The organism is Algoriphagus sp. 4150, from assembly GCF_031457395.1.
Taxonomy (GTDB): domain Bacteria; phylum Bacteroidota; class Bacteroidia; order Cytophagales; family Cyclobacteriaceae; genus Algoriphagus.
This window is the reverse complement of sequence record NZ_JAVDWS010000011.1, coordinates 29,564-53,776: the sequence shown is the minus strand read 5'-3', so window position 1 is coordinate 53,776 and position 24,213 is coordinate 29,564. Positions and strand designations below refer to the sequence as shown.

Below are 24,213 nucleotides of genomic sequence, written 5' to 3'. Positions count from 1 at the left end.
TTACTATAAAAATCAGTATGTACGGAACCAAATATATTATTGACTATAATAATGTTAATAATCAAAACACAAAGATTTTAATCAAGGAAGTTAATTTTAATGGGATAGCTACGCAAATTGAAAAGGTGGGCTACTCTCCATTATCAATAAAATGGTATGGAGAAGGTAAAGAAAAATTTCAACCGATTAAAACCAGTGAAGTACAGATTACTTTATTATCACAGATTGATTTTGAATGGCTTGAATTTTCAAACTTCCAAGAAAAACAATATAGAGTAGAAATATTATTCAATAATCAATTGTATTGGGTTGGTTTTTTGGTGCCAGACAATTATAGGGAATCATATAAAATACCACCTTATGATGTTACCATTGTTGCCAATGATTATTTAAGTACACTAAAAGATATTGATTTTGTTGATGTAGAAAATAATCTAATCTATGAATCCAAAACAGGATTAGAAATAATCAACATTTGTTTGAATAAGCTTGAATTGGATTTAGATATATGGGACGGTACAGATATTTTTCCCATTGATGGTAATACCGATTTTTCAGCATTGGCACAAGTTTACATTGATCCAAAAAAATATATTGAAAATCTCAGAGAGGAAAATGAAGAACCTTCAAACTGCTATGATGTACTAATTGATATTTTAGAAGCGTATGGTTTATCATTATATCAAAATTATGGGCACTGGGAGATTAAACATTTTGATTCATTTATTAAGTCATTTTATGTTTATAATCCATCAAATGTATTTGTTGAAAAGATTGATTCTGAAGAAGTTAGAGAGCTAAATTCAATTGATTTATTTTTGATTGATGGTACGGGTGAATTAGAGGTTGAAGGTGCATATAAGAAAATTCAGCTTACTCATGAATTAGGGCGCAAAAAGCAATCAGTAAGGGGAGGTGATTTCTATCCTGATAGCTGGCTGGATTCAATCATATTTCTTAACAGGCATAAATATTTTAATTTTGTTAGCGGTGGTGGGTTTTTTGTGCCAGACAGAAATAGGGCATTACTAACCAAACAGGTTGATAATATTGTTATTACGACCCCTGGGGGACCAGGCAATGTTGAAATAATCGATACTGCAAAAACCAGTTATATTTATATCGATGTGCCTTTTTCGAAATTACCAATTGTTCATAATAATTATCTTGATTACCATCTTGATTTGATTTTTGAATATCAATTGGAAGGTATTTATAACCAGCCAGTTAACTATGATGATCCATCATTTGACAGAGATAGCTATAAAATATATTTAGACAGGCAATTAAATGCTTTATATGGTGGGATTACATACAACCATATGTGGAAACTTGAAATTCATAATACAAGTAAATCAACCACTTACTATAATAATTTTGCCCCTAACTGGGATAATGGCGGTGATGCTGAAATGATTGATAACCGTTATAATTGGTCAACTACTGATAGTAATGATTGGGAGCCTTTTACTAATGGTTATGTCGAAGAAACTGGAAAAATAAATCCTACACATAATAAAAAGATATATAGATTCAATAGAGAAACTAATAACGGGTTAACTGTCTCTGGTAAGCCTTTCGAGTTAAAACAAAGAATTCAATTATTTCAAAACTCTACATCATCCACCCAATTAATTGAAGCTGGTGATGAAGGATTTATGAGAGTGTATATTTCCACTCCCTATTTTTTTGGCGTACAAAATCATCATTCAGGAGTACCCACTGATTATAGGGTTAATTTTCAAAGGATTTCAAGTTATATAAGTAGGATTGATTTTGATAATGAATTTTTAAATCCCTCAAATGAGCATATATATGTGGGTGATGCTGATAATAATATCAGAACCTTAGAGCCAAAAACCTTGACTTTGGGTGATGGTGACAGTTTTTCACAGAATAGTTTATTTGATGTTAATGAAAATGTTATTGAGGAATTTACTAAAGGAGATGAGGAAGGTAAGCTATTGCAATTCACAGCCAATAGAATTATTTCACAATATGAAACGCCTTCTATGAGATTCAGAGGAACCCTATATACACAGGGAGAAAAAATTGATTTATCTAAAATTATATATGTTGAGGATTTGGATAAATTCTTTGCAATCAACTCTTTCACCTATGAAGATATTGAGAATTTTTATGATGTTGAATTGATTGAATTGGTTGGATATTCTGGATTTGGAAATAGACAGTTGCATTGGATTAAAAATATGGCATTGACCATTGTAAACAATGAAGAAGGATATTCAATTGAAATTAGTAATGAGGATAATTAAATAAATAATGGCAGTAGAATTAAAGCAATTATATGCAGGTGGTACAGATGGCAATAGAACCAAAATAAAAACAAGGGTTGATCTTGGAGAAATTGAAAATGCAACTTCGGTTTTACGGGTGTATGCTGTCCGATATGCAAAGAATAATTCCCTGATGGAAGTTTTTGTGAATGGGGTAAAAGTTGATGAATATACGGCAACGGGAAATTTACCCTATGTACAGAATATTCTTTTGGGTGGTGATGAAGATAATTTTGCTGGAAAACTACCTGAAGTATTGATAATCAAAACCACTGATGATAGTATTAGCAACGGTGATATTACCACTTATTCCCGTTGGTTGGCTAATAAATGGCTACCAACTGGAAGTGATTTCAATGGGTACACCGTCCAAGCAAGTGCAGGTGCAGAACCTAGTTTTGGTACTGGGTATGATTCTAAGTGGCTTCATTTTGATGAAACTACCATTCAATACCCATTAATTACGAACTACATTAAAAATACTAATATCTTCGGTGGACAGTGGACAATAGCAGGAGGCTTAACGATTACTGAAGAATCTGGCGTTTTTTTGGGAGGATATGCTACTGCGAGACTAACAAAAACATTATCAACATCATACTTATTTATTAGGCAATCCACAAGTTTAATATTGTCTCAAGGTGAGGAAGCAACATTTTGTTTTTATGCGAAGAATGGAAATACAAAAGAAGTTCGTTCATTTATAAGAACAGTCGAGTATGTAGATACACACAGGGCAGCGATTAATTTTAATTTTAGCACAGGAAATATTGTGTTGGGTGATTCTGGTAGTTTCGAAACAACTGATTATTCCGCTACTAATGTGGGTGATGATACGTATTTTATTAAACACACAATAAAAAATAATTTATCCGAAGAAATAACACTTGATCCTAATATTAGATTCAATGATAATATAGCTGATGTACATATGTTTATTTCAGCCCCACAATTGGTAAAGGGAAATCAGGTAGCTTCATTCATACCAACTACTTCTGCACCCGTAACGGCTCAAAATACATTGGCTGGTATATGTGAAGGTTGGAATGATAAAGCGGGGTTCGGTGCTGCTGGAAATAAAACCTCAGTATATGAGAATTATCCAACATCCAACAAATTTGAAATCCAAACACTGAAAGGAAAGAACATTGTTAAATTTGATGGAGATAATTATCTGAAAATCAATGTTCAAAATGCAGGCGTAAATCAATCTGCTGATCCTGATTCTTTTACTTTATTCTTTGTTTGCGAGTTTGATAATTATGACTTATCAGGTGGAACAGGCCAGGGCGTAATTTGTTCTCAATTAAATGGTGGTGGATGGAATGATTCATTCAGGATCAAAAAATACCCAAATGAGCAATTTTTTAACTTCAGAATAAGGACTGGTGGTGGCTGGAATTTCTTGGAGGTTCAAAGGGATGAGGTTTTGGATATTGAATTTATTCCTGGGGTTTCTTCTGCTTCATTAAGATTGCTTTATACCAAAGATCCTGCATTTTCCTCTGGTGTAACCTATACCAGCACTCAAACCTTAACAGGAGCAAATAAAGGTGCTCATATCTGGCAACTCACTAATTTAGATTATGATACCTATTACGTGAAAGCTGAATTGGATTCTGTTGTCCAGTCACAAGTTGCCAAATTCAGATGCTTTAAAAAAAATGAACCTGAAGCTTTTTCTTTCATTTTTGGTAGTTGTAACCATACTGAATCAAATCATATTATATGGGATGCAATGAGGGAAAAGAACCCTGATTTATTCTTTCACATTGGGGATTTGCACTATGATGATATTGCAACACCCGACACAGATTTATTCAGGAACTCATTTAATAAGACGGTTGAACAGCCTAGGCAGAAAGATTTTTATTCAAATCAATCAAACTACTATGTGTGGGATGATCACGATTACGGGGCAAATAACAGTGATAGGGATTCCCCATCAAGGGCAAATGCATTGGAATTCTTCACAACAAATATTCCATATAATAATATTATCAGTGATCCAGAAACAAACGGTGTAAGCCAATTTTACGACATTGGAAGATGTAGATTTATCTTGACTGACTGCCGTTCAAACCGTTCTGATTGGTTGGTTGAACCAGCCACAAATCCAAATAAAACAGTTCTTGGAGCAACCACGAAAGCTTGGTTTAAATCATTGCTGCTTGATTATAAATCAAGTGAAAATTTGGATATGCTTTTTTGGATGAATCCTTTGGGGTGGGGTGGTGATATTGATAACCCGTTAAGCTGGTCATATAATTCCAATCCTGATGGGTGGGGGGAAAACTGGTTGGCATTTTTAGCGGAAAGAAAGGAGTTGGCAAACTTCATGTATAACAACAATATTACTAATGTGGTAGTTTGTAATGGTGATACACATATGGTTGCCATTGATGATGGTAGAAATAACCTATTTGCAACTGATTCACAGGGTAATAGAATCAATCCCAAAAATGTCAATGATAACTTGAAACAAATGGTTATTGAGTCTTCACCATTTGATAGAGATCCAGACAGGGGACAAGGACCATTTCAGATAGATGATAGTGATGATTCTGGTGGTCCTTATCCACAGGGTGATAATAATTTTTCAATTATTCAAGTTAATGACCTTGGTTCAAATTGGATTGAAGTGGTGATTGAGCAATTTGGGTTCTTTGTTTTTCACGATTCAGGGAATTCATTGTACAAGATTCGAGAATTCAAAAAAAGATACAACACCAAAAAAAGTTATAATGCATTACCAGCACCACCACCATATGTAAGTCCTTTTCGACTTGATGAAGGGGTAGTTTCTTTGCCAGAAATGAATCATTCAGTATTATCAACAAAAATTGAAATCACTTCACCAACACAGTTAAGTAATATGTGGAGAGCCTCAATTACTGGTAGAATTAACGGTATAAATGTAAGCGGTGGTGGGTTTGAGGTAAGGTTATATAGAAGAAGTGACCAAGATTATTTCCAGGCTGTAAGTAGCGTGGATACTTATTCAGGCGAGTTTATTCTCATTCCTCCTGCACCTGCTAGCGGTACAATTGTAATTAAGTTGATAGATACCAATTTTAGTTTCGAGGTTGCGGAATATATAAATGATGGTAATACTAGTACTTTCCACGAAAACTTAATGATAGAAAGATGGATTGCCACGGATATTGATTATTTCAGTGGTCAATCTATAAGGGTGCCATCAAATAAGGAATTCCGATTGGGATATAATTATGGTGAAGGAAGGATTAAATATAAGCTGAAAAGAACCACAGATAATAAATATGTGGCTGAAACTCCATTAGCAACCGATTTATCGAGGTCATTTTTGATTGATGATGGAGATGAAGAAATATTGGCTTCACCATTCCCTTCACGATCCTACCTATATGATATGGCTTTGGCTGTTATAAGTGCCACCGGACTAAGGGATTTTAAATTTGCTGATAGGTTGATTGATGGAATTTTGGTAAGTCAGTATGCTAATGGTGCTTTTCCATTCTCAGTCAATCATATAAACCCAAATCCATTGCTGCAAGATCCTTATTTTAGAGTTGGTGCAATTGCTTGGGTTGCTTATGGACTTGGTTACTATCTTCAGTATCGCCCAAATCCAGCCAAAAAGGAAGCGGTACAGACCGCATTGATAAATGTATTGAACTATATTCAAACCTTAGAATCAAACCCAATTGGACTTCCTACAGGTGGTACGGGAAGGTATTATATTGATTCAGGATCAGGATTAGAATTATTCGAACCAGATTATCAAATACCTTGGATAAGTACAGAACATAATATTGATTACTATTTTGCATTGAAACAGGCTGGAAGGGTGTTAAATTCAACCTCCTATAATTCCAAAGCTGAGACGGTTAAAAATCTGATGTTAAGTCAATTGTGGTTTACTGCTGAGAATAGATTTTATCAAGGCATACATAATGCCACAACCAATGCAAAAGATACAGCACAGGCACTTGATACTTATAGCTGGGGTGCTTGTATGCTTTTTTCTGCTGGTGAGATCGAAAAAGCAAATAGTTTATTGGACTTAATCCAAAATTTCGAAGTAACTTTTGAAGGCAAGACGGGGTACACTCCTTATCTATGGGGGTATGATTTACCACCAGATCCCCCATTATGGCTTGAAGGTACTTTTGGGGTTGCTCTGGCAATGTGGAAAGCGAAACGGTACAATAAATACCAGTCAATTATGAGTGATGGAAAAGAGCTTGAAGAAGAGGATGGAAGTTACCGTTATGCGATGCTTAGGGATGATGTGAATCAGATAAGTAATTACCCTTCAGTGGCAAGTACCACGTGGTTTATTATTGCAAATAGATTAAAAAATTCAGTTTGGAATTAAAATAGATAATTTAAGTTATGGCAATAATATTAGATACAAATATATTATTTAAGAATCGAATTTTGGAACATTCGGAATTTATTGGATTGTTATGGTCAATGAAACGAAATGAAGATGAAATATATTTATTTGATATTATTTTGGAGGAATTCAAAGTTTTAATGAGAGCAGAGTTTAAGAAAAATTTAAGAGAATTAAACAAAAATGCTACCTACTTTAAATCATTTACTTCAAATGTAGAAACGATAGATTTGGATTTGGAAATACTTATTGAGAGTTATGTTTATAAATTCTTAAAAAAGTTAAATATTGACAATAATAGGATTTTATCTACCGAGAACCTCCCAATTAAAAATATAACTTCGAGAGCTATAAAAAAACTTAAGCCTTTTAATATTAATGGAAATGGCTATAAGGACAATGTTATTTGGGAAGCAATTAAATATTATAGTGACTCAAAATTTGATAAGAAAGTCTCTTTCATTAGTAATAATAGTAAGGACTTTGCGCAAAGTAAAAATGATCCTGATGTACTTGCTAGTAATTTAAAAGAAGAATTAGAAGAAATTGTTTTGGATTTTCAATTATTCAATAGTATTAGTTCCTATATTAATGCGAATTATAAAAGTTTCAATGAAAGTCAATTGTATGATAATCAATGGCTTAAAGAAAATTATGATTCTGAACATTTTGTTAATCCCATTTTAGATAAGTTAAATAGTGCTGAATATATTAATGATTTTCTTTTATTCATGAAAGAAAATCAACCTAATACATTAATTTCTGATTATATATATTTTTATTTGATTACTATAGAGGGTTATTCTACAGGTGATCTATTAAAGAAAGGTGATACTAATGAATATTTATTACAGATAAGTTTGTATTTTACTTCATTAGTAGAATATGAAGTAGTGTCAACTGATTCTAGCGAATATTATTCGTATGTGAATACCCCGTTTTTAGTAGAAAAGGAAGTAGACTTGATAGGGGAAATTAGTTTTTATATTAGTGATGATAAAATACAAAAGGTTGAGCTTAAGCAATTATGTTTTCAAACAATCAATTAACCCCAATCTCTTTTCCTCACTGCAAATATTCATCAACTTACCATTCTCCATTTGATCCAAAAATTCCTGTAAAGTATTAATGCCCCTTGTTTGGGCGGTCTTCTGCTGGTGGGATTTAAAATCAAGTGTTTGAAAGTTTAATTCATTGAATTCCAGTTCTGTATATAATCTTCTGGGTATGATGTGATCAACGATTATTCCAGCACTTACAATGCCATATTGCAATTTGAGTTCATCAAGTGGGTTAAGATCAATATATTTTTTTCTAACCTTTTTCCATTTGGCAGATTGATAGAATGGGTCTGTTTCCCCATCCCATCCAACCTTCGTTGCTTTTATTTCAGCCATAGTAGAAATAATAGAATTAAGTAATTTATTGCCATAAGGATTAATCCGATGTAGAAATATCTATTAATTAATTTTTTAATCTCTATTAACTTTTTCATAATTGAATGGGATAGGTTTATGGTAGTTTTTTAATTTTTCAGAATAATTAAATATAATTATATCAATGTCAGGGTCTGGGAATAAATCTGTATAATACTTTTTTTTGTATGTTCCTTGAAATGAATTTTTCTGAAATCCCATTGAGCGGTAAAAATCTTTTGAAAAGATTGTATCAATTGATTCATATATTTTTTTTAATTTGGTTTTTATTCTTTTATTCAAATTAAAAATGATCAAAATATCACCATTTCCTTTTTCATCCTTTTCAATATAATTGATATATCTTGCCTGTTGATTTTGATATTTTATTTTTTTAAGTAAATCAGATAATTTCTTTTCTTCAATTAAATATCCAATTTTGATTTTTTCCCTGCACTTAATTTCGCAATAGATTTTTTTATTGTTCTTTCCTTTGATAATTAAATCCAAATCTGAGAATTTATTTATGGTCGGGTTAAGTTCAAAGTCATTGATGTTATAGTAATTCATCAATGAATTTCCCACTTCATATTCATTTTTTTCATAGAGATCAATTCTAGTCATATTTAAATTATTTAATTATAAATAGTATGAAATCTGAAAAATTCTGCTTTTTTCGTAAAAACTTTTAACAAAATGGCTTCAGTATCAGAATTTATCAGTGAAACAAAAGATGCAATATTTGAAAGAATTAAAAACCCATTTTTGGGATCACTTTTTTTCTTTTGGACAGTTTGGAATTGGCAATATTGGGCTTACATAATCTTTGGGTCTAATACTCTGGAATTCAGAATTGAAAGATCCCCAGTTTACATGAATTGGTGGTATTTAACCGTATTGCCTTTAGTCTTAGCTATTGGCTATACATTGGGAAGTAGTTATGTTTTTAACTGGATAGAAAGTAAATCAAAAAGTGGAATTGAGGAGAGAAGAAGAAATTATTATGTAAGATTGAAGACGGATTATAGTCTAAGAAAAGAGGCTGCACAAGAAAAGTACAATCTTAAAAAAATTGAAGAAGGAATAACTCAATTAGATGAACTTAAAGTAGAAAATAATGATTTAAAAGTAAAGATTGAGGGCTTAAATTCTGATGTTTCTAATGAAAGGCAAAATTTGGCAAAGAGAAATAAAGATCTTGAAAATGTTAATTCAAATCTTGATTCAATTATAAAATTAATTAATTATGACTTTCAATTTGATTTAAGAGATAAGAAGATTGAGAGATTATTGAAAATTACTAATGAAGATGATTTGGAAGTTTTAGGACTAAAGGTTAAATCATTGTTCCCATATGAACGTGGACAAATGGGGGCAGCTTATATGAATACAGCTAAAGAACTGTTGGAGGGTAATTTTATTAAATATACTACGGGTAATTTTTCTGATGAAATTGTTGAATTAGAACTTACTTCTTTAGGTAAATATGTCTTGAGAAGAAGTTTGTATTCATCTGATAAATTAGATAGATTTAATTTGAATTTTGATAAGAAAGATTTTAAAGTTGTGTTGTGAAATAATATAATGAATTTTATTAAATAATGAAAATGATAAAACTGATTGACAACGCTCTTAAAATGCTGACTAAAGCAGATAACGGTATCATCCTACTAAATGTATCCAATGAACCCGTACACCCAGCAGATGCAGCATTTAGAGGCGAATTGGTGACACCTTATAATGCACTAGATTTTATTGCTGAATCTTTTAAAGTAAATGGACTCCAAATAGGGGATAGAGAAATCAGAATGAAGTTAATTCAACTACTTCTGGAATTCGAAAAGGTAGAAGCCAATAAAACCAGAAAATCAAAGCTAAAGGAACTGTTAGCGGAGAATGAATTGAAGGAATTTGGAAAAATAATTTGATTTTTTTTTCTAGTATTTTTAGACTAAAATATGCCTCTATTAGCTTTAATCGTCATTTTTAATTAAGTTATATAGCTTAATTAGAATGTTTAGTTTTTGTCAAAACCTTTGAGGTTGATTTACTGTATAGGGGGTATTATTCACAATTTAAACATTCAAAAAATGGAAGAATTTAATAGAAAAAGGCAACTTGAAATTTTAAACGGTTCTGTAAAAGAATTTCTTAGTAGCAAGAAGGTTGATTTACATTATTTTAAGAAAAGTAAGAGGTTAGTAAATGTAATTAATGAAATAAAGGGATTTAATTCTGATGAACTTATATTTGCTGATAATCCTGTTAATCGAAGATTTGATTCGTTACAGGATGAATCTATTACAGCATTTTGGAATTTAGTAGTTGATGAATTTAAGGTTGTTTAAAATCTTCAAATCACGGCTTTGGTCTTAGGTGGTTGCACTTCGTGACCACCCCGCCCAATCCTATTTGAATCTTTTGGGATATCACTGTAATAGGTGATATTTTCATTTATCACTATTAATTGTAATAAGTGAATAAGTCAGGGCACATATAAGAGGCGATTAACTCAGGGTATATATAAGACAGAATAAGTCAGGGTACATATAAAGCAATTTACTCAGGGCACATATAAAGCAGAATAAGTCAGGGCACATAAGGGTGTATATATTTCTATTACTGATTATGCTATATTCATTATATCATAATCATTAATTGAAACAGGATTTGGCGTGGTGGTAACGAAGTGAATCCACCTAAGACCAAAGCCGTTGTTTCAATTATATGAATGTCATAAAAATATTTTAACTTTTTTCTTGATTTCTATAATAAAAGATATTTTCTTTGTATTTATATATGAATCGTATGGATTCATTAAATTAATTTCATTAGGATTATTTTGCTAACTTAACAATGGAATAGAGTAATTAACTATTCCATTGTTTTTATTCTGGTTGCTGAATTTGATTAATGAGATACAAAGCAAAATAATCATTCATCTTAATGAAAAGAAATGTAGAGAAAAAAGAACTAGAATTATTTACACACCTAACGGTAAATGAACTTACAAACCAACTCCTAGAGATAGGAGTAACAAAAAGACATATTAATGATCACTTGGTAAAGTACTTTTATTTAATTGATAAAATGTACACCTTTCAAGTCTTCAATAAGAATAGAGAATATTGCCGATTATCCAGCATTTTACTTGGTTCACTTTTAGGAAAGGATTATTACAAGCCAATAATTAATAATCTCATTAATGCTGGTATTATCCAGCTTATAAAGAACCACAGGAATTTTGGTGATATCAAAGAATCCAAAGCATATAGATTAGTTAATGAAAATGTAGATTTTTTTGTACTGGCATTTTCCGCCACTGATTTTAAATTCGTTGATAAGATAATTAATGAGAGGGTAAAGAGAATTGAAAAAGACACCCAAACCCTTTCCAGGCTATTCAGAACCTTATCCAATATAGAAACCAGCCATATAGATCAAACCTGCCTATCAGCTAATGAATTGATGTTTCTACACCAATTGGAAACATATAAATTCCAGACGGTGGGAGCAAAGGGAAAAAGGGTTTACAACAATTTTTGCAACCTCCCTAAATCGCTTAGGGGCTGTTTGAGGATTAATAATGAGAATTTAGCGTTTGTGGATGTGGTGTGTAGCCAGATGATCTTTCTGGCTTCACTGGTAAAATCACAGCTAGAAACACAATCAATCACTTTAGAGAATACCACCAATCATTTTATCCAGCTTGTTACTGATGGTAAGCTATATGAACATCTTGCTACTGAATTTGACCTTAATAGGGATGAAGCCAAAGACGGGATTTTTCAAATGGTTTTTTCATCCAATAAATTCCAATCAAAAATCAAGAAATCATTTAAAGCCCAATTCCCACAAGTTTTGACGGTAATGGCACAGATAAAGGAAAAGGATCATAAGGTATTATCACACCTAATGCAACAAAAAGAGGCTGAAGTCATTTTTAGGGCACTAGATTCAATTGAATACAGTAAAGAGGTGCTCAGTGTGCATGATTCTTTGTATGCTGGTAAAAGCGACCTAAAGACCATTTCAGATGCATTGATTAAATCATTTCAGGTTGAAGGAATTAATGCCACCATTAATATCAATGATCAATCAAAAGTCAAGGTTTTTGACTCAGTGGCTAATGAGATAAAAGATTTACATGTAGATGATGATTTTGGGGTATTCGATATTCAAGAAGTAAAACCAGAAGTTGAAATGTTTCAATTACCATTGAATCCAAATGATAGTGCAGGAAAAATTTTCATCAATCTTTTAAAAAATAATGGAATTCATTTTTCAATGAAATCTGATTCAGTTTCATTTCCATTAAAAGACAAAGGTTTTGTAATTGCCACAGCAAGTGAGTGTTATAGAAATTTGAGAGCAACATAATTTAATTAAATTATATAACTTATTTTATTACTTAAAAAAGTTACTTAAGAAAGTTAGACAATGAAAATAAATCTATATTATTATTGTTTTTTTTCTGAACATTTCCATTATGTTTGCGTTATGATTAGAGATTAAACAAATAAATTTAAACAAAATTGAAAAATTATGGAAAAAGTTACACTAAAATTTTTGGCTAATAATTTAGCTAAAATGAATGAAGTACCAAATTATTTGTCTTTCGAAAAAGCACGTCTTTATGTAAGAAAACTAGATTTGGAAACAGAAAGAGAATGGGATATTTATGTGAGAAGTGGAAACAAGTCTAAAGACATTCCCAGTTATCCTAACCTTGATTATAAGGAGTGGATTTCTTGGAAAGATTTTTTGGGGTGTAAGTTCTCAACAAAAGAAGAATTCTTAATTTACTGTGACCGAAATTTGATCAGAACCAAAGAGCAATATTATAAACACTATGAGGAAAATCCTGATTGTGGTATACCTTTTGATCCAATTAAGTATTATAATTTATAATAAACAAATAAAGAATAATGATTATGAAAAATGTACAAGTAAGAAAAACGGAAAAAATCGAAGTAGGTGATTGGCGAAATGCACCAAAAAGTAAACATCAACAATTTACAGAAAAGTTGCTGGTAATTGATCAATATTTTAGTCAATCAAAAAAAGGTTAAAATATGGAAGAATTTAAATTTAGTAATATAGATTCAGCATTAGCAATACCACGCAATAGTATAATGGCTATGCTGGAAAGCGTAAACAATCAGATTATATCATTTGATAATGATAGTAATCTAAGTAATCCAATAGGTCTTTACATTGGCTGGATAATGGTTAATAATATTGCTGACAGAGATGCAGACAATATTATAGCAACATTGGATTTAAATTTTAATGAAATTGAAAATTTGTGTAATAATATTGATGTTGATAGTGTTAATCTTTCAAGTGTTCTTGTTTCCGATTGGAATTTAATAATTGATGAAGATGCTTTGAGAATACAGAATCAAAATAGTAATAGTATAATTACTATTTCAAATTTTGTGAATTGACAATCAGAACAACATGATATTGCTGATTTTAAAATAGACCTGATTAGTTTCAGGTTTTTTTTATTAAATCTTAAAGTTTTGAGATTTCAATAGTATTTATATTAAATTAATAAATATGAAAGAAATAACCTTACAAGATGAAGTCACATATAAAAAGTTTTTATTAAAATTAATATTTGAAGATATATTTGTAATCTATGAGCCTGAAGATAAAAAGTAAAGTTGATCCACTACACCATTCGATTGATGTAAATTATATTCTTGAAACTGTAGTAATGAGTTTGAATTCAAAGAAATTTAGATTGCTGGTTGACGGTACAGAAGTAAATTATGTTGAATTTGCCATTATTGGATTAAGAAAATTAAAGAATTTAAATCCCGACAATTTTAAAGGCAAATTAATTAGGCTGTATAATTTGTTTATCAATCCAATCTGGGAAAATGATTTTTATAATACCTTATCCAGAATTTGCGGAATAGAAAAGATTGATTTTTCAAATAGCTTTGATGTTTTCAATGAAATAATAAACGAATATGAACTAAGGCTAATTGGTGATAAATTAGTAAAGATATAAAAGAACCATAATTTTTTTAATCTAAAGCCTGTTTCCTCTGGATTCAGGTTTTTTATTGATTTATAATTAATTATAATAAAATATAATTATTATGATCAAATTTTTTAAAAAATTAAAGCAACTATTTGAGGAATTCTTTTTTGGCAAACCATTCCAATTTTTTCAGGAAAACAGCGAAATAGCAATTAAGGTAGTTAATCATATTAAGTCAATTGTTGAATCTGATGCTGTTGGATTTGGGGTAAATCTAACAGCTACTAATATTGATAATCTTATAGTCGAAAAACTTAAATCAATCCTTCCAGTAGTCAGTGAAAAAATGCTGGTGTTACATGCAATTGTAAATGCTGATTCTGGTAATGATTCTATTGCTATTCTGATTGACCATTTAAAATCAATTACCAAAGGCCAAAGAGAATCTTTTTGGATAATGCTTGCTGGTGAATTGAATGTTGCTTTGGCAGATGGTGAAATCAGTAGGGCAGAAGGTATTGCATTAACTCAGTTGTTTTACTCTAAGGATGCTTAAAATCTGACCCACAGAAACAGGGTAAATTCAAGACTTCAGACCATAAAAGGTGTCATTACCTCATAAGCTGGTAAAACGTCTTAAATCGGCTTATTTTGGATTTGAAAAAGAAATGATTAATTTGAAGATGAAAGGAAACGGCAAAGTTGCTGAAAGCCCCAATTAAAACTTAACAATTAGTAAAAATCCTGAATCGGAAATGGTTCAGGATTTTTTTTGTAAATTTGCATTTAAGTAAGTGGAAGAGGGATGTAATAAATGATTCAAGTAATTTAAAAAAGATCTAAATAATACAGAATTTATTACATTTCTACTCTAAGTTACTGATTATCAATCTGTAAATTATAAGTAGTTCAAATACAAGCTCAAAACAAGGTAACGGTCCCGTCTTGCGACCGTTACTTTGTTTTTGTGGCTTTTACTAATAGAGTAGATTATGGGAACAATACAATACTATACTGAAGAAGGGTTGAAGCGGTTGAAGGACGAACTTCAAATGCTTAAGACCAAAGGAAGAACTGATATTTCCAACCAAATTGCTGAAGCTAGAGACAAGGGCGATCTAAGCGAAAATGCAGAATATGATGCTGCTAAGGATGCACAGGGCCATTTGGAGCTTAAGATCGCAAAATTGGAAGCGGTAGTAGGGAATGCCCGGATTCTGGACAGTTCTCAGCTGGATACTTCCAAAGTGGGGATTCTGACTACTGTGAAGATCAAAAATGTGAAAAATGGCATGACTGTAAGCTATACCTTGGTTTCTGAGGAAGAGGCTGATTTGAAGGCAGGCAAGATTTCCCTTGCTTCTCCTTTCGGGAAAGGTCTTGTAGGTAAAAAAGTAGGTGAAATCGCTGAAGTAAATGCACCTGCAGGAACACTTCAATTCGAAATATTAGACATCACATTCTAACATAATCCCGGCGTACGTCGGGATTTTTATTTTTACAGATATGGCTTCAATTTTCACTAAAATCATCACTAGAGAAATCCCGGGGCACATTGTTGCCGAGGACGAAAACTACATTGCTTTTCTGGATATCATGCCGTTGGTCAAAGGCCATGTACTGGTAGTACCAAAGCAGGAAGTCGATTACATTTTTAACCTAGAGCCACAGGTGCTGTCAGGCTTACATCTTTTTGCCCAGCGGGTAGCCAAAGCCATGGATAAAACCATCAAATGCACCCGGATAGGAGTAGCAGTGATTGGTCTCGAAGTTCCCCATGTGCATGTACATTTAGTGCCATTGAAGACCATGGATGATATTAATTTTACGCGTCCCAAGCTAAAATTCAGCAATGAAGAGATGGCGGAGATTGCAGAGAAGATTAAGGGAGGGTTTTAGTTAGTAAGCAGTCTCAGTTATCTGTTTGCAGTCTCAGTATTCAGTAAAGTTGGGGATGTCATTGCGAACGACGAAGGAGTGTGGCAATCTCTTTTGTTAGTATTCAGTAAAGCTCAAGAGTCCGGAAATATTGAATATCGAATGATGAATGCCGAGTAATGAAGATTAGACAACCAATTAACCCTTAACTATAGTCTGAACGTATCAAGATTCCAAATCCAAGAGTAAAGATCATAGCCACGAGTAAAGAATCTAGATCCAAGAGCCAATACCCGATTAATTTAGCCTGACGACTATTCACTTTTTCACAAACTGCGACTGAATACCTTATTGTATATCAGAGATCTCATACCTCGGTGTTCCGCCTTTTTTACCGGCGACAAAAGCTCCGAGTTTGCAGGCAAAGTCAAGTACCTGATCCAGTGGCTGACTGTCTAAATAAGTTTTGATAAAGCCGCTGAGAAATGCATCGCCTGCACCAATGCTGTCAGCTACTGTGACCTTATAGCCATCATGGCTGATTATCTCACCTTGCTTATAAATCATAGCGCCCTTTGATCCTTGGGTGACGCATATCAGATCCATTGGGTAATGCCCGTCTAGGTGGCTACATACGCTTTCTATACCCGGATCTATAGCAAAATAATCAGCAAAAATCTCCAACTCATCTTCGTTGATCTTAAGAATATCCGTGAAACCCAACAAGGTCACGATGATCTCAAAATCATAGAATGGAGGCCGAAAATTCACATCAAATACCCGTAGGGTTTTATGCTGGAGTAACTGAAGAAGTGTAGTTAAACTTTCAGCATTACGCACGCCCAGTGTACCAAACACGAAAGCGTCAGACTCAGCAACGGCTTTGTCCATTTTGCTATTCCATTGAATGAAATCCCAAGCCACCGGCGACACGATAGTATATTTGATGTTTTCAGGATCAGTGTCATCTACCAGAACCTTTGAAGTCTCATGATCTTGATTGATCTGAATAAGTTCTAAAGGCAGCTGGAAAGTTTGTAAAAACCCGAGAAGTTCTTTGCCGTCATTGTCATTTCCGACCGCCGAGATAAGTTTTGAATCCAAACCCAGTTGATGAAGGTTGAGTGCGACGTTCATGGGAGCTCCTCCGGGGACAGGGCCTGAAGGCAGGCAATCCCATAGCATTTCTCCGAATATAACTACGTTATGCTGCATTGGTATTGTGTAAGTCTTGTTGGATTTCTTCTAAAGATCGGCCTTTGGTTTCAGGCATTTTGAATTTTACCCAGAGTAGCTGCCACACCATCATCAAAGCGAAAAATGCAAAGATATATCCCGGGCCAAATTGATTGGCAAAATAAGGGAAGACATTGGCTATCAAAGCAGCCAAAATCCAATGGGTAAAGCAGCCGATGGATTGGCCATATGCACGTAGTTCATTGGGGAACACTTCTGATATAAATACCCATATAACAGAGCCTTGACCTACCGCATGTGAAGTAATGAATGCAAATACAAATATCGGCAACCAGAAGTTGTCTATTCCTCCAATCAGGAAATTGTAGGCCATAAGCGAAAGTGAAATGATATAACCGATGGAACCGATATACATTAGTTTTTTCCTACCGATCCTATCGATCAAATACAAGCCTACAAAAGTCGCCAATAGATTCACTACACCAATTCCAATGGTGGAGAAAAGCGCAGATTCTGTAGAGATCCCCGCCATTTCAAAGACTCTTGGTGCAAAATAGATAATCGCATTGATTCCGGAGACTTGGTTGAAAAAGGCGATGAAAATAGCCAGCATGGTAGTGGACAGAAAGGCTTTGCTGAAAAGGGCAGAAAAGCTGCCTTTTTGCTTGATGGTTTGCTCTTCTATTATTGCCAACCGAATAGCTTCATCAACTCCCTCTGGATCAGTTCGGGTAAGGATTTCTCTGGCTTTTACTTGGTCGTTGAACTTGGCGATAAGCCAGCGGGGACTTTCAGGTATTCTGAAAATCATGGCCGTGTAAATCAACGCGGGTACGGCTTCCATTCCCAGCATCCATCTCCAGTCATTCGCAATTCCTGCCGTGCCAATCAGATAGTTGGACAAATAAGCCATGAGAATACCGAAGACAATGTTGAATTGGTAAAGCGCAACGAGTAAGCCTCTGTTTTTGGCGGGAGCTATTTCGGAAATATACATTGGAGCTACCACTGAAGAAGCGCCGACTCCGAGCCCCCCAATAAATCTGAAGAACATAAAGGAATAGGGGTCCGGAGCCATTCCCGAACCTACTGCCGAAATAAGATATAATGCCCCGATCCAGAGTAAGCTCTTCTTCCTCCCAAATTTGTCTGCGGGAATTCCTCCAAACAATGCTCCCAGGACAGTGCCGTAGAGTGCCATGGCAATCGCCAGCCCATGTGTGAGGTCATTTAATTTCCATACATCCTGGATAGCCCGCTCGGCACCGGATATTACCGCGGTGTCAAACCCAAATAAAAAGCCACCCAAAGCGGCTGTGATGGATAGAAAAAAGGCGTATTGTTTAGATGACATTAGGTGTTTCGGGTTTGATAGAGTTGCGAATCTAAAGAGAAGCCGAATAAATCAAAACCCATATTTGCATTTTGCCCACTTTTTATCTAAATGGATAAATAAAACTTCCAAATCTTTCCACAATAGCTTTTTCGAGGGTTTCTCTATGATCGGGATGAGCGATTCGCATCAGTTCATATGCACGCTGTCGCAGGTTTTTTCCATAGAGATTTACCATGCCATATTCGGTGACCACATATTGCATATGTGCTCTGGTAGTGACTACTCCAGCACCTTCTTTGATAAAAGGGACTATCTTGGATGTACCTTTTCGGGTGGCTGAGGTCATCGCCATAATGGGTTTGCCTCCTTCTGATAAGGATGCCCCACGCATAAAATCCATCTGACCACCCACGCCGGAGTATTGGTAGCTTCCAATGGAATCAGCGCACACCTGCCCTGTGAGATCCATTTCCAGGCAACTATTGATAGAAATCACCTTTGGATTTTTGCGGATAACCGCTGTATCATTCACATAGGCAGCCTCATGAAATGAAAACTCAGGATTGTCGTCTATTGCATCATACAGCTCTTTGGTTCCTGCGGCAAAGGCTGAGACGATTTTTCCGGGGTGTTTTTTCTTGTATTTGTTGGTAATTGCGCCCGATCTGAGCAGTCCCAGAATTCCATTGGAAAACATTTCGGTATGAATACCCAAGTCTTTATGCTGCTTTAGAGAATCGAGTACAGCATCGGGAATTGCTCCAATTCCCATCTGAAGGGTGGAGCGGTCTTCGATGAGTGCAGCACAATGATTTCCTATTTTTAGCTCTGTTTCTGTGATCTTTTCACCGTAATCCACTTCCGGGAGAGGTTCGTCCACATGGATGGCGGCATGGAATTTGGAAATGTGTATTTGGCCATCCCCATGGGTTCGGGGCATTTGCTTATTTACTTGAGCTATCACGGTTCTGGCAGTTTCTACCGCCGGTTTTGCCACGTCTACAGAAGTTCCAAGTGAGCAAAATCCATGTGCATCAGGCTCAGATACCTGTACAATGGCTACGTCTATCTTCAGGATATTTTGTCTGAATAAGTTGCCAATTTCACTTAAAAAAATAGGGACATAGCCTCCGTTTTCTGAATTGACCGCCTTTCGGACATTCTGTGATACAAAAAGGGAGTTCATATAAAAACTGCCTTTACACTCATCAGACACCAGAGGCATGTCTCCCAATGTAGTAATGGCTACTATTTCTACATCTTCAAGTTCATCTTTCCTGCCTGCCAAAGCATATAATAGCGTGGTGGGTGTAGCGGCACTTCCATGGATAAAAACTCTTTGGTGGCTCTGGATAGAGGAGACGGCAACTTCCGGGGTAACGTAGGTAATCATTGTAGCAAAAATTAAGATAAAACTAAATTCAAATCAGGATAGCCAAGATCGGGAAATTTCATTAAAAGTCTGTCTTTAGGACTGACTCCCAAGGTAAATGAGCCAAATTATATTTTGTTATTCATTCCGTAGCAAAAGTGAAGCACCTGTATAATTGCTATATTTGTAACTGGTGCTTATAGGAGCGAGGAAAGACTCCCGATGACCCAAAAACTGAAAACTATACCCGTTCAACTCCATGACTACGATTCCTGAGAGCTATAAACCCAAAAATCACATTAGAATAGTTACTGCCGCTTCACTATTTGATGGGCATGATGCAGCGATCAATATCATGCGCCGTATCATTCAATCCACCGGGTGCGAAGTAATACATTTAGGGCATAATCGATCGGTGCAGGAGATCGTAGATTGTGCTATCCAGGAAGACGTGCAGGCTATTGCGATCACATCTTACCAAGGTGGACATGTGGAGTTTTTCAAATACATGTATGATTTGCTTCGGGAGAAAGGAGCAGCACATGTAAAAATTTTTGGTGGGGGCGGAGGCACTATTCTTCCCGAGGAGATCAGAGAACTTCATGATTACGGGATCACAAGAATCTATGCACCGGATGACGGACGCTCTATGGGATTGCAGGGAATGATCAATGACTTGGTCAGCCAGTGTGATTTTGCGGTTGGGGATGAATTGCCGGAAGGATTCTCTCTTGGAGTGGATAATAAAGAGCATATCGCACGAGCTATTTCCGCATTTGAGAATTTCCCTGAAAACTCTTTGGCCCTTTTAGAGAAAGTAAGAAAGCAAAGCAAGGATTGCAAAACTCCTGTATTGGGAATCACCGGCACCGGCGGAGCAGGCAAGTCTTCCCTTGTAGATGAATTGGTTCGGAGGTTTATAATGGACTTCGAGGATAAAACACTGGCTATCATATCTGTTGATCCTTCCAAGAGAAAAACAGGTGGAGCACTGCTGGGAGATAGAATACGGATGAATGCAATTCATCATCCACGTGTGTACATGCGTTCACTGGCTACCAGACAGTCTAATCTTGCACTGTCCCGCTATGTGCAGGATGCCGTAGACACGGTGAAAGCCGCCGGCTTTGATATGGTGATTTTGGAGACATCCGGAATCGGCCAATCCGATACGGAAATCGTTGAGCATTCTGATCTTTCCCTTTATGTAATGACTCCCGAATATGGAGCTGCTTCACAATTGGAGAAAATCGATATGCTGGACTTTGCCGATGTGATCGCACTGAATAAGTTTGACAAAAGAGGCGCATTGGATGCAATCCGGGATGTGAAGAAGCAGTATAAGCGTAACCACAACCTTTGGGAAATCAAGGATGAGGATATTCCGGTTTTTGGTACCATTGCCTCTCAGTTCAATGATCCCGGCATGAATCAGCTTTATAGGACATTGATCTCAAAGATTGCCGAAAACCACCCTGAACTGCGTAGTGATGTCGAATTGGCATCAGGTAGCTCAGAGAAAATTTATATTATTCCTCCTGCCAGAACCCGCTACCTCTCTGAGATCTCTGAAATAAACCGAAATTACGATGTATGGGTGGAGGAGCAGCGGGAAATTGCCCAACAGCTCTATAGCATAACAAAGTCTATAGAAGCAGTAGCGAATACAAGGGTGGAGGACAAGGATCGGTTGGTCAAAGAACTCCTGGAAGTGTATGCTCAGGTAGAATTGGGATTTGACCCAAAAAACAAGAAATGGCTGGAAGAATGGACTTCTGAATCGGCTAAATATGGAGAGGACTTTTATGTTTTTAAAGTACGTGATAAGGAAATTAAGATTAAGACCTTTTCGACTTCACTATCCGAAACAAGAATTCCGAAGGTCTCTTTGCCTAAGTATGAAGCTTGGGGAGATCTATTGAAATGGGGTTTGCGGGAAAATGTTCCGGGCAAGTTCCCATTTACGGCCGGAGTTTTTCCATTTAAGAGAGAAGGAGAGGACCCTACCCGAATGTTTGCAGGGGAAGGCGGGCCTGAGCGTACCAATAAGCGCTTCCACTATGTCTCCAAGGATATGGAAGCTAAGCGCCTTTCCACGGCATTTGACTCTGTGACACTGTATGGAGAAGATCCTGACTATCGTCCGGATATTTATGGTAAAATCGGTAATTCGGGCGTGAATGTCTGCTGTCTGGATGATGCAAAGAAGCTCTACTCAGGCTTTAATTTGGTGGATCCAATGACTTCAGTTTCAATGACTATTAATGGCCCTGCTGCTACGATGACGGCATTCTATATGAATGCGGCGATCGATCAGCAGTGCGAGGTATATATTAAGGAGAATGGACTGGAAAGAGAAATTGATCTGAAGATAGAACAGATTTATAAAAGGAAAAACCTTCCGAGACCGAAATACAACGCTAAAGTTCCTGAGGGAAACAATGGACTGGGTTTGATGCTTTTGGGGGTCACGGGAGATCAGGTATTGCCGGCCGAAGTGTATCAGAAGATCAAATCCGACACAATCGCCAAAGTAAGAGGAACTGTTCAGGCTGATATTTTGAAAGAAGACCAAGCTCAGAATACCTGTATTTTTTCCACTGAATTTTCTCTGAGACTGATGGGCGATGTGCAGCAGTATTTCATTGAGCAGGGCATTCGTAATTTCTATTCTGTGTCTATCTCAGGATATCATATAGCGGAAGCCGGAGCAAATCCTATTACACAGCTGGCTTTGACACTTTCCAATGGCTTTACCTACGTGGAATACTATGTGAGCAGGGGAATGGATATCGACCGGTTTGCACCTAATCTTTCCTTCTTTTTCTCCAATGGAATAGATCCGGAATATGCGGTAATAGGAAGAGTTGCCCGTAGAATTTGGGCGAAAGCCATGAAGCTAAAGTATGGAGCAAATGAGCGCTCGCAAATGTTGAAGTACCATATACAGACTTCAGGACGCTCGCTTCATGCGCAGGAAATTGACTTCAACGACATCCGGACTACGCTTCAGGCACTGTATGCGATTTATGATAATTGCAATTCCCTGCATACCAATGCCTACGATGAGGCGATTACGACGCCTACTGAAGCATCAGTTCGTAGAGCAATGGCTATTCAGCTGATTATCAATAAAGAATTGGGATTGACAAAGAATGAAAATCCTATTCAGGGGTCTTTCATTACAGAAGAATTGACTGACTTGGTAGAAGAGGCCGTATATGTGGAATTTGACAGAATCACTGAGCGTGGCGGGGTGTTGGGTGCGATGGAAACCATGTATCAGCGCGGCAAAATCCAAGAGGAAAGTATGCATTATGAAATGCTGAAGCATACAGGTGAATTTCCTATTATCGGAGTGAATACCTTCCTATCGTCGGACGGGTCACCTACGGTGACTCCGGGCGAAGTCATACGTGCAGAGAAGGAAGAGAAGGAAGCTCAGATCCAAACACTTCAAACGTTGCATGCCGTTAATCCGGACTTGGTGGAGAAACACCTGCAAGCTCTTAGAAAAGTATCCGTGGACAACGAAAATATTTTTGAGGAACTAATGGAAGCTGTAAAGTATTGTTCACTTGGACAGATTACCCATGCACTGTATGAAGTAGGGGGTCAGTATCGCCGAAATATGTAATTGGGTTGAAGGATTCAAAAATTTCAAGATTCAAAAATTGATAAGAAAAATGGCAAAACGAAATGTAACGGTTCGCATGAAAGCGGATCATGAGTATGAAGCGGTCAATTCACAAAATAATATAGTGCAGATTGATATGTATGATCCCGAGGACAAGAAAGCACAGTCTCCTATGGATTTGCTGCTGTCGGCATTGGGATCCTGTGCATCAGTAGATGCGGTTTTGATGATGAAGAAGAAACGTAGAACAGTATCTGATTTCATAGTGGAAGTGGAAGGAGAGAGAAATGAAGGGGTACCGGCTTTTTACACGGATATTCACTTGAAATTCATCCTGATTTCTCCTGATGCCAAGGAGGAAGAGTTCGCCAAAGTAGTCGCTCTTTCGGTAGAGAAGTATTGCTCGGTAGCTTCCTCATTGAAGTCTAACATTACCTTTTCGTCAGAAGTAAGAACAGCTTAATGAGAGTTGTAAAAGAATTCAATCAGGAGGACATACGCATCAGTGTGTTCTCCTGGAATAGCAAATACATCATCAAGTATGAATTGGGGCCGATGGAACAGACTTTTAAGATTCCGGAGATGGATGTCTCTGCAGAAGCTGATTTAGAGACTTTTTGGACCGGGATTTTTTTTGATAAAGTAAAACTGAGATTTAAGGAAATGGGCGAATCATTTCGTAGTGAGGTGGAAAATTTATAA

At 35.8% G+C, this 24,213-nt stretch carries 22 protein-coding genes; 17 read left to right on the top strand and 5 right to left on the bottom strand.

Features of this window, described 5'->3' with window-relative positions:
* Nucleotides 1-17 precede the first annotated feature (17 nt).
* From J2X69_RS14565 to J2X69_RS14555, 3 genes are read left to right on the top strand one after another with little or no spacing between them, the layout of a single operon-like run.
* Nucleotides 18-2,276 (top strand): hypothetical protein, encoded by a 2,259-nt coding sequence (locus J2X69_RS14565; protein WP_310104650.1) that lies wholly within the window; start codon nucleotides 18-20, stop codon nucleotides 2,274-2,276.
* A gap of 7 nt (nucleotides 2,277-2,283) precedes the next feature.
* Nucleotides 2,284-6,657 (top strand): alkaline phosphatase D family protein, encoded by a 4,374-nt coding sequence (locus J2X69_RS14560; protein ID WP_310104647.1) that lies wholly within the window; start codon nucleotides 2,284-2,286, stop codon nucleotides 6,655-6,657.
* 17 nt (nucleotides 6,658-6,674) lie between these two features.
* Nucleotides 6,675-7,727 carry a PIN domain-containing protein gene (locus J2X69_RS14555; protein WP_310104644.1) on the top strand — a complete coding sequence of 351 codons (1,053 nt, stop codon included), beginning with the start codon at nucleotides 6,675-6,677 and terminating at the stop codon, nucleotides 7,725-7,727.
* Here J2X69_RS14555 and J2X69_RS14550 read toward each other — a convergent pair.
* Together J2X69_RS14550 and J2X69_RS14545 are read right to left on the bottom strand one after the other, a co-directional pair.
* On the bottom strand, nucleotides 7,704-8,075 hold the full coding sequence (locus tag J2X69_RS14550; protein WP_310104642.1) for a hypothetical protein: 372 nt from the start codon (nucleotides 8,073-8,075) through the stop codon (nucleotides 7,704-7,706). The genes J2X69_RS14555 and J2X69_RS14550 overlap by 24 nt on opposite strands.
* 75 nt (nucleotides 8,076-8,150) lie before the next feature.
* Nucleotides 8,151-8,717, bottom strand: coding sequence for a hypothetical protein (locus J2X69_RS14545; RefSeq protein WP_310104640.1), 567 nt, complete (start codon nucleotides 8,715-8,717; stop codon nucleotides 8,151-8,153).
* Nucleotides 8,718-8,789: 72 nt separating this feature from the next.
* Here J2X69_RS14545 and J2X69_RS14540 point away from each other — a divergent pair, with 72 nt between their 5' ends.
* The 11 genes from J2X69_RS14540 (at nucleotide 8,790) to J2X69_RS14490 (ending at nucleotide 15,990) form a co-directional block, all read left to right on the top strand.
* Nucleotides 8,790-9,668: a hypothetical protein gene (locus tag J2X69_RS14540; protein WP_310104638.1), complete on the top strand. Its 879-nt coding sequence runs from the start codon at nucleotides 8,790-8,792 to the stop codon at nucleotides 9,666-9,668.
* Nucleotides 9,669-9,694: 26 nt separating this feature from the next.
* A complete protein-coding gene (locus J2X69_RS14535; protein ID WP_310104635.1) occupies nucleotides 9,695-10,021 on the top strand; it encodes a hypothetical protein in 327 nt (108 codons plus the stop codon).
* Nucleotides 10,022-10,183: 162 nt separating this feature from the next.
* Entirely contained in the window at nucleotides 10,184-10,441 is a 258-nt protein-coding gene (locus J2X69_RS14530; RefSeq protein WP_310104632.1) for a hypothetical protein, read from the top strand.
* A 598-nt stretch (nucleotides 10,442-11,039) separates the two neighbouring features.
* The gene (locus J2X69_RS14525; protein WP_310104629.1) at nucleotides 11,040-12,473 is read left to right on the top strand and encodes a hypothetical protein; all 1,434 of its coding nucleotides are present in this window, start codon (nucleotides 11,040-11,042) and stop codon (nucleotides 12,471-12,473) included.
* Between the two features lie 165 nt (nucleotides 12,474-12,638).
* Nucleotides 12,639-13,004: a hypothetical protein gene (locus tag J2X69_RS14520; RefSeq protein WP_310104626.1), complete on the top strand. Its 366-nt coding sequence runs from the start codon at nucleotides 12,639-12,641 to the stop codon at nucleotides 13,002-13,004.
* Between the two features lie 23 nt (nucleotides 13,005-13,027).
* Entirely contained in the window at nucleotides 13,028-13,165 is a 138-nt protein-coding gene (locus J2X69_RS14515) for a hypothetical protein (RefSeq protein ID WP_310104622.1), read from the top strand.
* 3 nt (nucleotides 13,166-13,168) lie between these two features.
* Nucleotides 13,169-13,543, top strand: coding sequence for a hypothetical protein (locus tag J2X69_RS14510; protein WP_310104619.1), 375 nt, complete (start codon nucleotides 13,169-13,171; stop codon nucleotides 13,541-13,543).
* Nucleotides 13,544-13,740: 197 nt separating this feature from the next.
* Complete coding sequence (locus tag J2X69_RS14505; protein WP_310104617.1) at nucleotides 13,741-14,118, top strand: hypothetical protein; 378 nt, start codon at nucleotides 13,741-13,743, stop codon at nucleotides 14,116-14,118.
* A 91-nt stretch (nucleotides 14,119-14,209) separates the two neighbouring features.
* Nucleotides 14,210-14,647 carry a hypothetical protein gene (locus J2X69_RS14500; RefSeq protein ID WP_310104615.1) on the top strand — a complete coding sequence of 146 codons (438 nt, stop codon included), beginning with the start codon at nucleotides 14,210-14,212 and terminating at the stop codon, nucleotides 14,645-14,647.
* A gap of 436 nt (nucleotides 14,648-15,083) precedes the next feature.
* On the top strand, nucleotides 15,084-15,557 hold the full coding sequence (gene greA, locus J2X69_RS14495; protein WP_310104612.1) for a transcription elongation factor GreA: 474 nt from the start codon (nucleotides 15,084-15,086) through the stop codon (nucleotides 15,555-15,557).
* A gap of 40 nt (nucleotides 15,558-15,597) precedes the next feature.
* Nucleotides 15,598-15,990, top strand: a complete 393-nt coding sequence (locus J2X69_RS14490) for an HIT family protein (protein ID WP_310104609.1) — start codon at nucleotides 15,598-15,600, stop codon at nucleotides 15,988-15,990.
* A gap of 327 nt (nucleotides 15,991-16,317) precedes the next feature.
* Here J2X69_RS14490 and J2X69_RS14485 read toward each other — a convergent pair whose 3' ends face one another.
* The 3 genes from J2X69_RS14485 to J2X69_RS14475 all read right to left on the bottom strand — a co-directional run bounded on the left by J2X69_RS14485 (nucleotide 16,318) and on the right by J2X69_RS14475 (nucleotide 19,895).
* Complete coding sequence (locus tag J2X69_RS14485; protein ID WP_310104606.1) at nucleotides 16,318-17,184, bottom strand: PfkB family carbohydrate kinase; 867 nt, start codon at nucleotides 17,182-17,184, stop codon at nucleotides 16,318-16,320.
* Nucleotides 17,174-18,520, bottom strand: coding sequence for a sugar porter family MFS transporter (locus J2X69_RS14480; protein ID WP_409014424.1), 1,347 nt, complete (start codon nucleotides 18,518-18,520; stop codon nucleotides 17,174-17,176). Before J2X69_RS14480 ends, J2X69_RS14485 begins: the two co-directional genes overlap by 11 nt.
* Before the next feature lie 82 nt (nucleotides 18,521-18,602).
* Nucleotides 18,603-19,895 (bottom strand): acetyl-CoA hydrolase/transferase C-terminal domain-containing protein, encoded by a 1,293-nt coding sequence (locus tag J2X69_RS14475; RefSeq protein ID WP_310104603.1) that lies wholly within the window; start codon nucleotides 19,893-19,895, stop codon nucleotides 18,603-18,605.
* Nucleotides 19,896-20,133: 238 nt separating this feature from the next.
* On the opposite strand from J2X69_RS14475, the gene J2X69_RS14470 reads away from it, so the two are divergent.
* Genes J2X69_RS14470 through J2X69_RS14460 form a run of 3 tightly spaced genes read left to right on the top strand, consistent with a single transcriptional unit; the run spans nucleotide 20,134 to nucleotide 24,213 of the window.
* A complete protein-coding gene (locus J2X69_RS14470) occupies nucleotides 20,134-23,511 on the top strand; it encodes a methylmalonyl-CoA mutase family protein (protein WP_310104600.1) in 3,378 nt (1,125 codons plus the stop codon).
* Between the two features lie 49 nt (nucleotides 23,512-23,560).
* On the top strand, nucleotides 23,561-23,974 hold the full coding sequence (locus J2X69_RS14465; protein WP_310104597.1) for an OsmC family protein: 414 nt from the start codon (nucleotides 23,561-23,563) through the stop codon (nucleotides 23,972-23,974).
* Nucleotides 23,974-24,213 (top strand): hypothetical protein, encoded by a 240-nt coding sequence (locus J2X69_RS14460; RefSeq protein ID WP_310104591.1) that lies wholly within the window; start codon nucleotides 23,974-23,976, stop codon nucleotides 24,211-24,213. Before J2X69_RS14465 ends, J2X69_RS14460 begins: the two co-directional genes overlap by 1 nt.

What these genes read in the sequence shown, in the direction of transcription:
- J2X69_RS14540 (WP_310104638.1), top strand. Translation starts at nt 8,790, where the DNA reads ATGGCTTCAGTATCAGAATTTATCAGTGAAACAAAAGATGCAATATTT.
- J2X69_RS14460 (WP_310104591.1), top strand. Translation starts at nt 23,974, where the DNA reads ATGAGAGTTGTAAAAGAATTCAATCAGGAGGACATACGCATCAGTGTG.
- J2X69_RS14520 (WP_310104626.1), top strand. Translation starts at nt 12,639, where the DNA reads ATGGAAAAAGTTACACTAAAATTTTTGGCTAATAATTTAGCTAAAATG.
- J2X69_RS14500 (WP_310104615.1), top strand. Translation starts at nt 14,210, where the DNA reads ATGATCAAATTTTTTAAAAAATTAAAGCAACTATTTGAGGAATTCTTT.
- J2X69_RS14525 (WP_310104629.1), top strand. Translation starts at nt 11,040, where the DNA reads ATGAAAAGAAATGTAGAGAAAAAAGAACTAGAATTATTTACACACCTA.
- greA (WP_310104612.1), top strand. Translation starts at nt 15,084, where the DNA reads ATGGGAACAATACAATACTATACTGAAGAAGGGTTGAAGCGGTTGAAG.
- J2X69_RS14535 (WP_310104635.1), top strand. Translation starts at nt 9,695, where the DNA reads ATGAAAATGATAAAACTGATTGACAACGCTCTTAAAATGCTGACTAAA.
- J2X69_RS14515 (WP_310104622.1), top strand. Translation starts at nt 13,028, where the DNA reads ATGAAAAATGTACAAGTAAGAAAAACGGAAAAAATCGAAGTAGGTGAT.
- J2X69_RS14470 (WP_310104600.1), top strand. Translation starts at nt 20,134, where the DNA reads ATGACTACGATTCCTGAGAGCTATAAACCCAAAAATCACATTAGAATA.
- J2X69_RS14565 (WP_310104650.1), top strand. Translation starts at nt 18, where the DNA reads ATGTACGGAACCAAATATATTATTGACTATAATAATGTTAATAATCAA.
- J2X69_RS14490 (WP_310104609.1), top strand. Translation starts at nt 15,598, where the DNA reads ATGGCTTCAATTTTCACTAAAATCATCACTAGAGAAATCCCGGGGCAC.
- J2X69_RS14505 (WP_310104617.1), top strand. Translation starts at nt 13,741, where the DNA reads ATGAGCCTGAAGATAAAAAGTAAAGTTGATCCACTACACCATTCGATT.
- J2X69_RS14545 (WP_310104640.1), bottom strand. Translation starts at nt 8,717, where the DNA reads ATGACTAGAATTGATCTCTATGAAAAAAATGAATATGAAGTGGGAAAT.
- J2X69_RS14475 (WP_310104603.1), bottom strand. Translation starts at nt 19,895, where the DNA reads ATGATTACCTACGTTACCCCGGAAGTTGCCGTCTCCTCTATCCAGAGC.
- J2X69_RS14485 (WP_310104606.1), bottom strand. Translation starts at nt 17,184, where the DNA reads ATGCAGCATAACGTAGTTATATTCGGAGAAATGCTATGGGATTGCCTG.
- J2X69_RS14465 (WP_310104597.1), top strand. Translation starts at nt 23,561, where the DNA reads ATGGCAAAACGAAATGTAACGGTTCGCATGAAAGCGGATCATGAGTAT.
- J2X69_RS14555 (WP_310104644.1), top strand. Translation starts at nt 6,675, where the DNA reads ATGGCAATAATATTAGATACAAATATATTATTTAAGAATCGAATTTTG.
- J2X69_RS14560 (WP_310104647.1), top strand. Translation starts at nt 2,284, where the DNA reads ATGGCAGTAGAATTAAAGCAATTATATGCAGGTGGTACAGATGGCAAT.
- J2X69_RS14530 (WP_310104632.1), top strand. Translation starts at nt 10,184, where the DNA reads ATGGAAGAATTTAATAGAAAAAGGCAACTTGAAATTTTAAACGGTTCT.
- J2X69_RS14550 (WP_310104642.1), bottom strand. Translation starts at nt 8,075, where the DNA reads ATGGCTGAAATAAAAGCAACGAAGGTTGGATGGGATGGGGAAACAGAC.
- J2X69_RS14510 (WP_310104619.1), top strand. Translation starts at nt 13,169, where the DNA reads ATGGAAGAATTTAAATTTAGTAATATAGATTCAGCATTAGCAATACCA.
- J2X69_RS14480 (WP_409014424.1), bottom strand. Translation starts at nt 18,520, where the DNA reads ATGTCATCTAAACAATACGCCTTTTTTCTATCCATCACAGCCGCTTTG.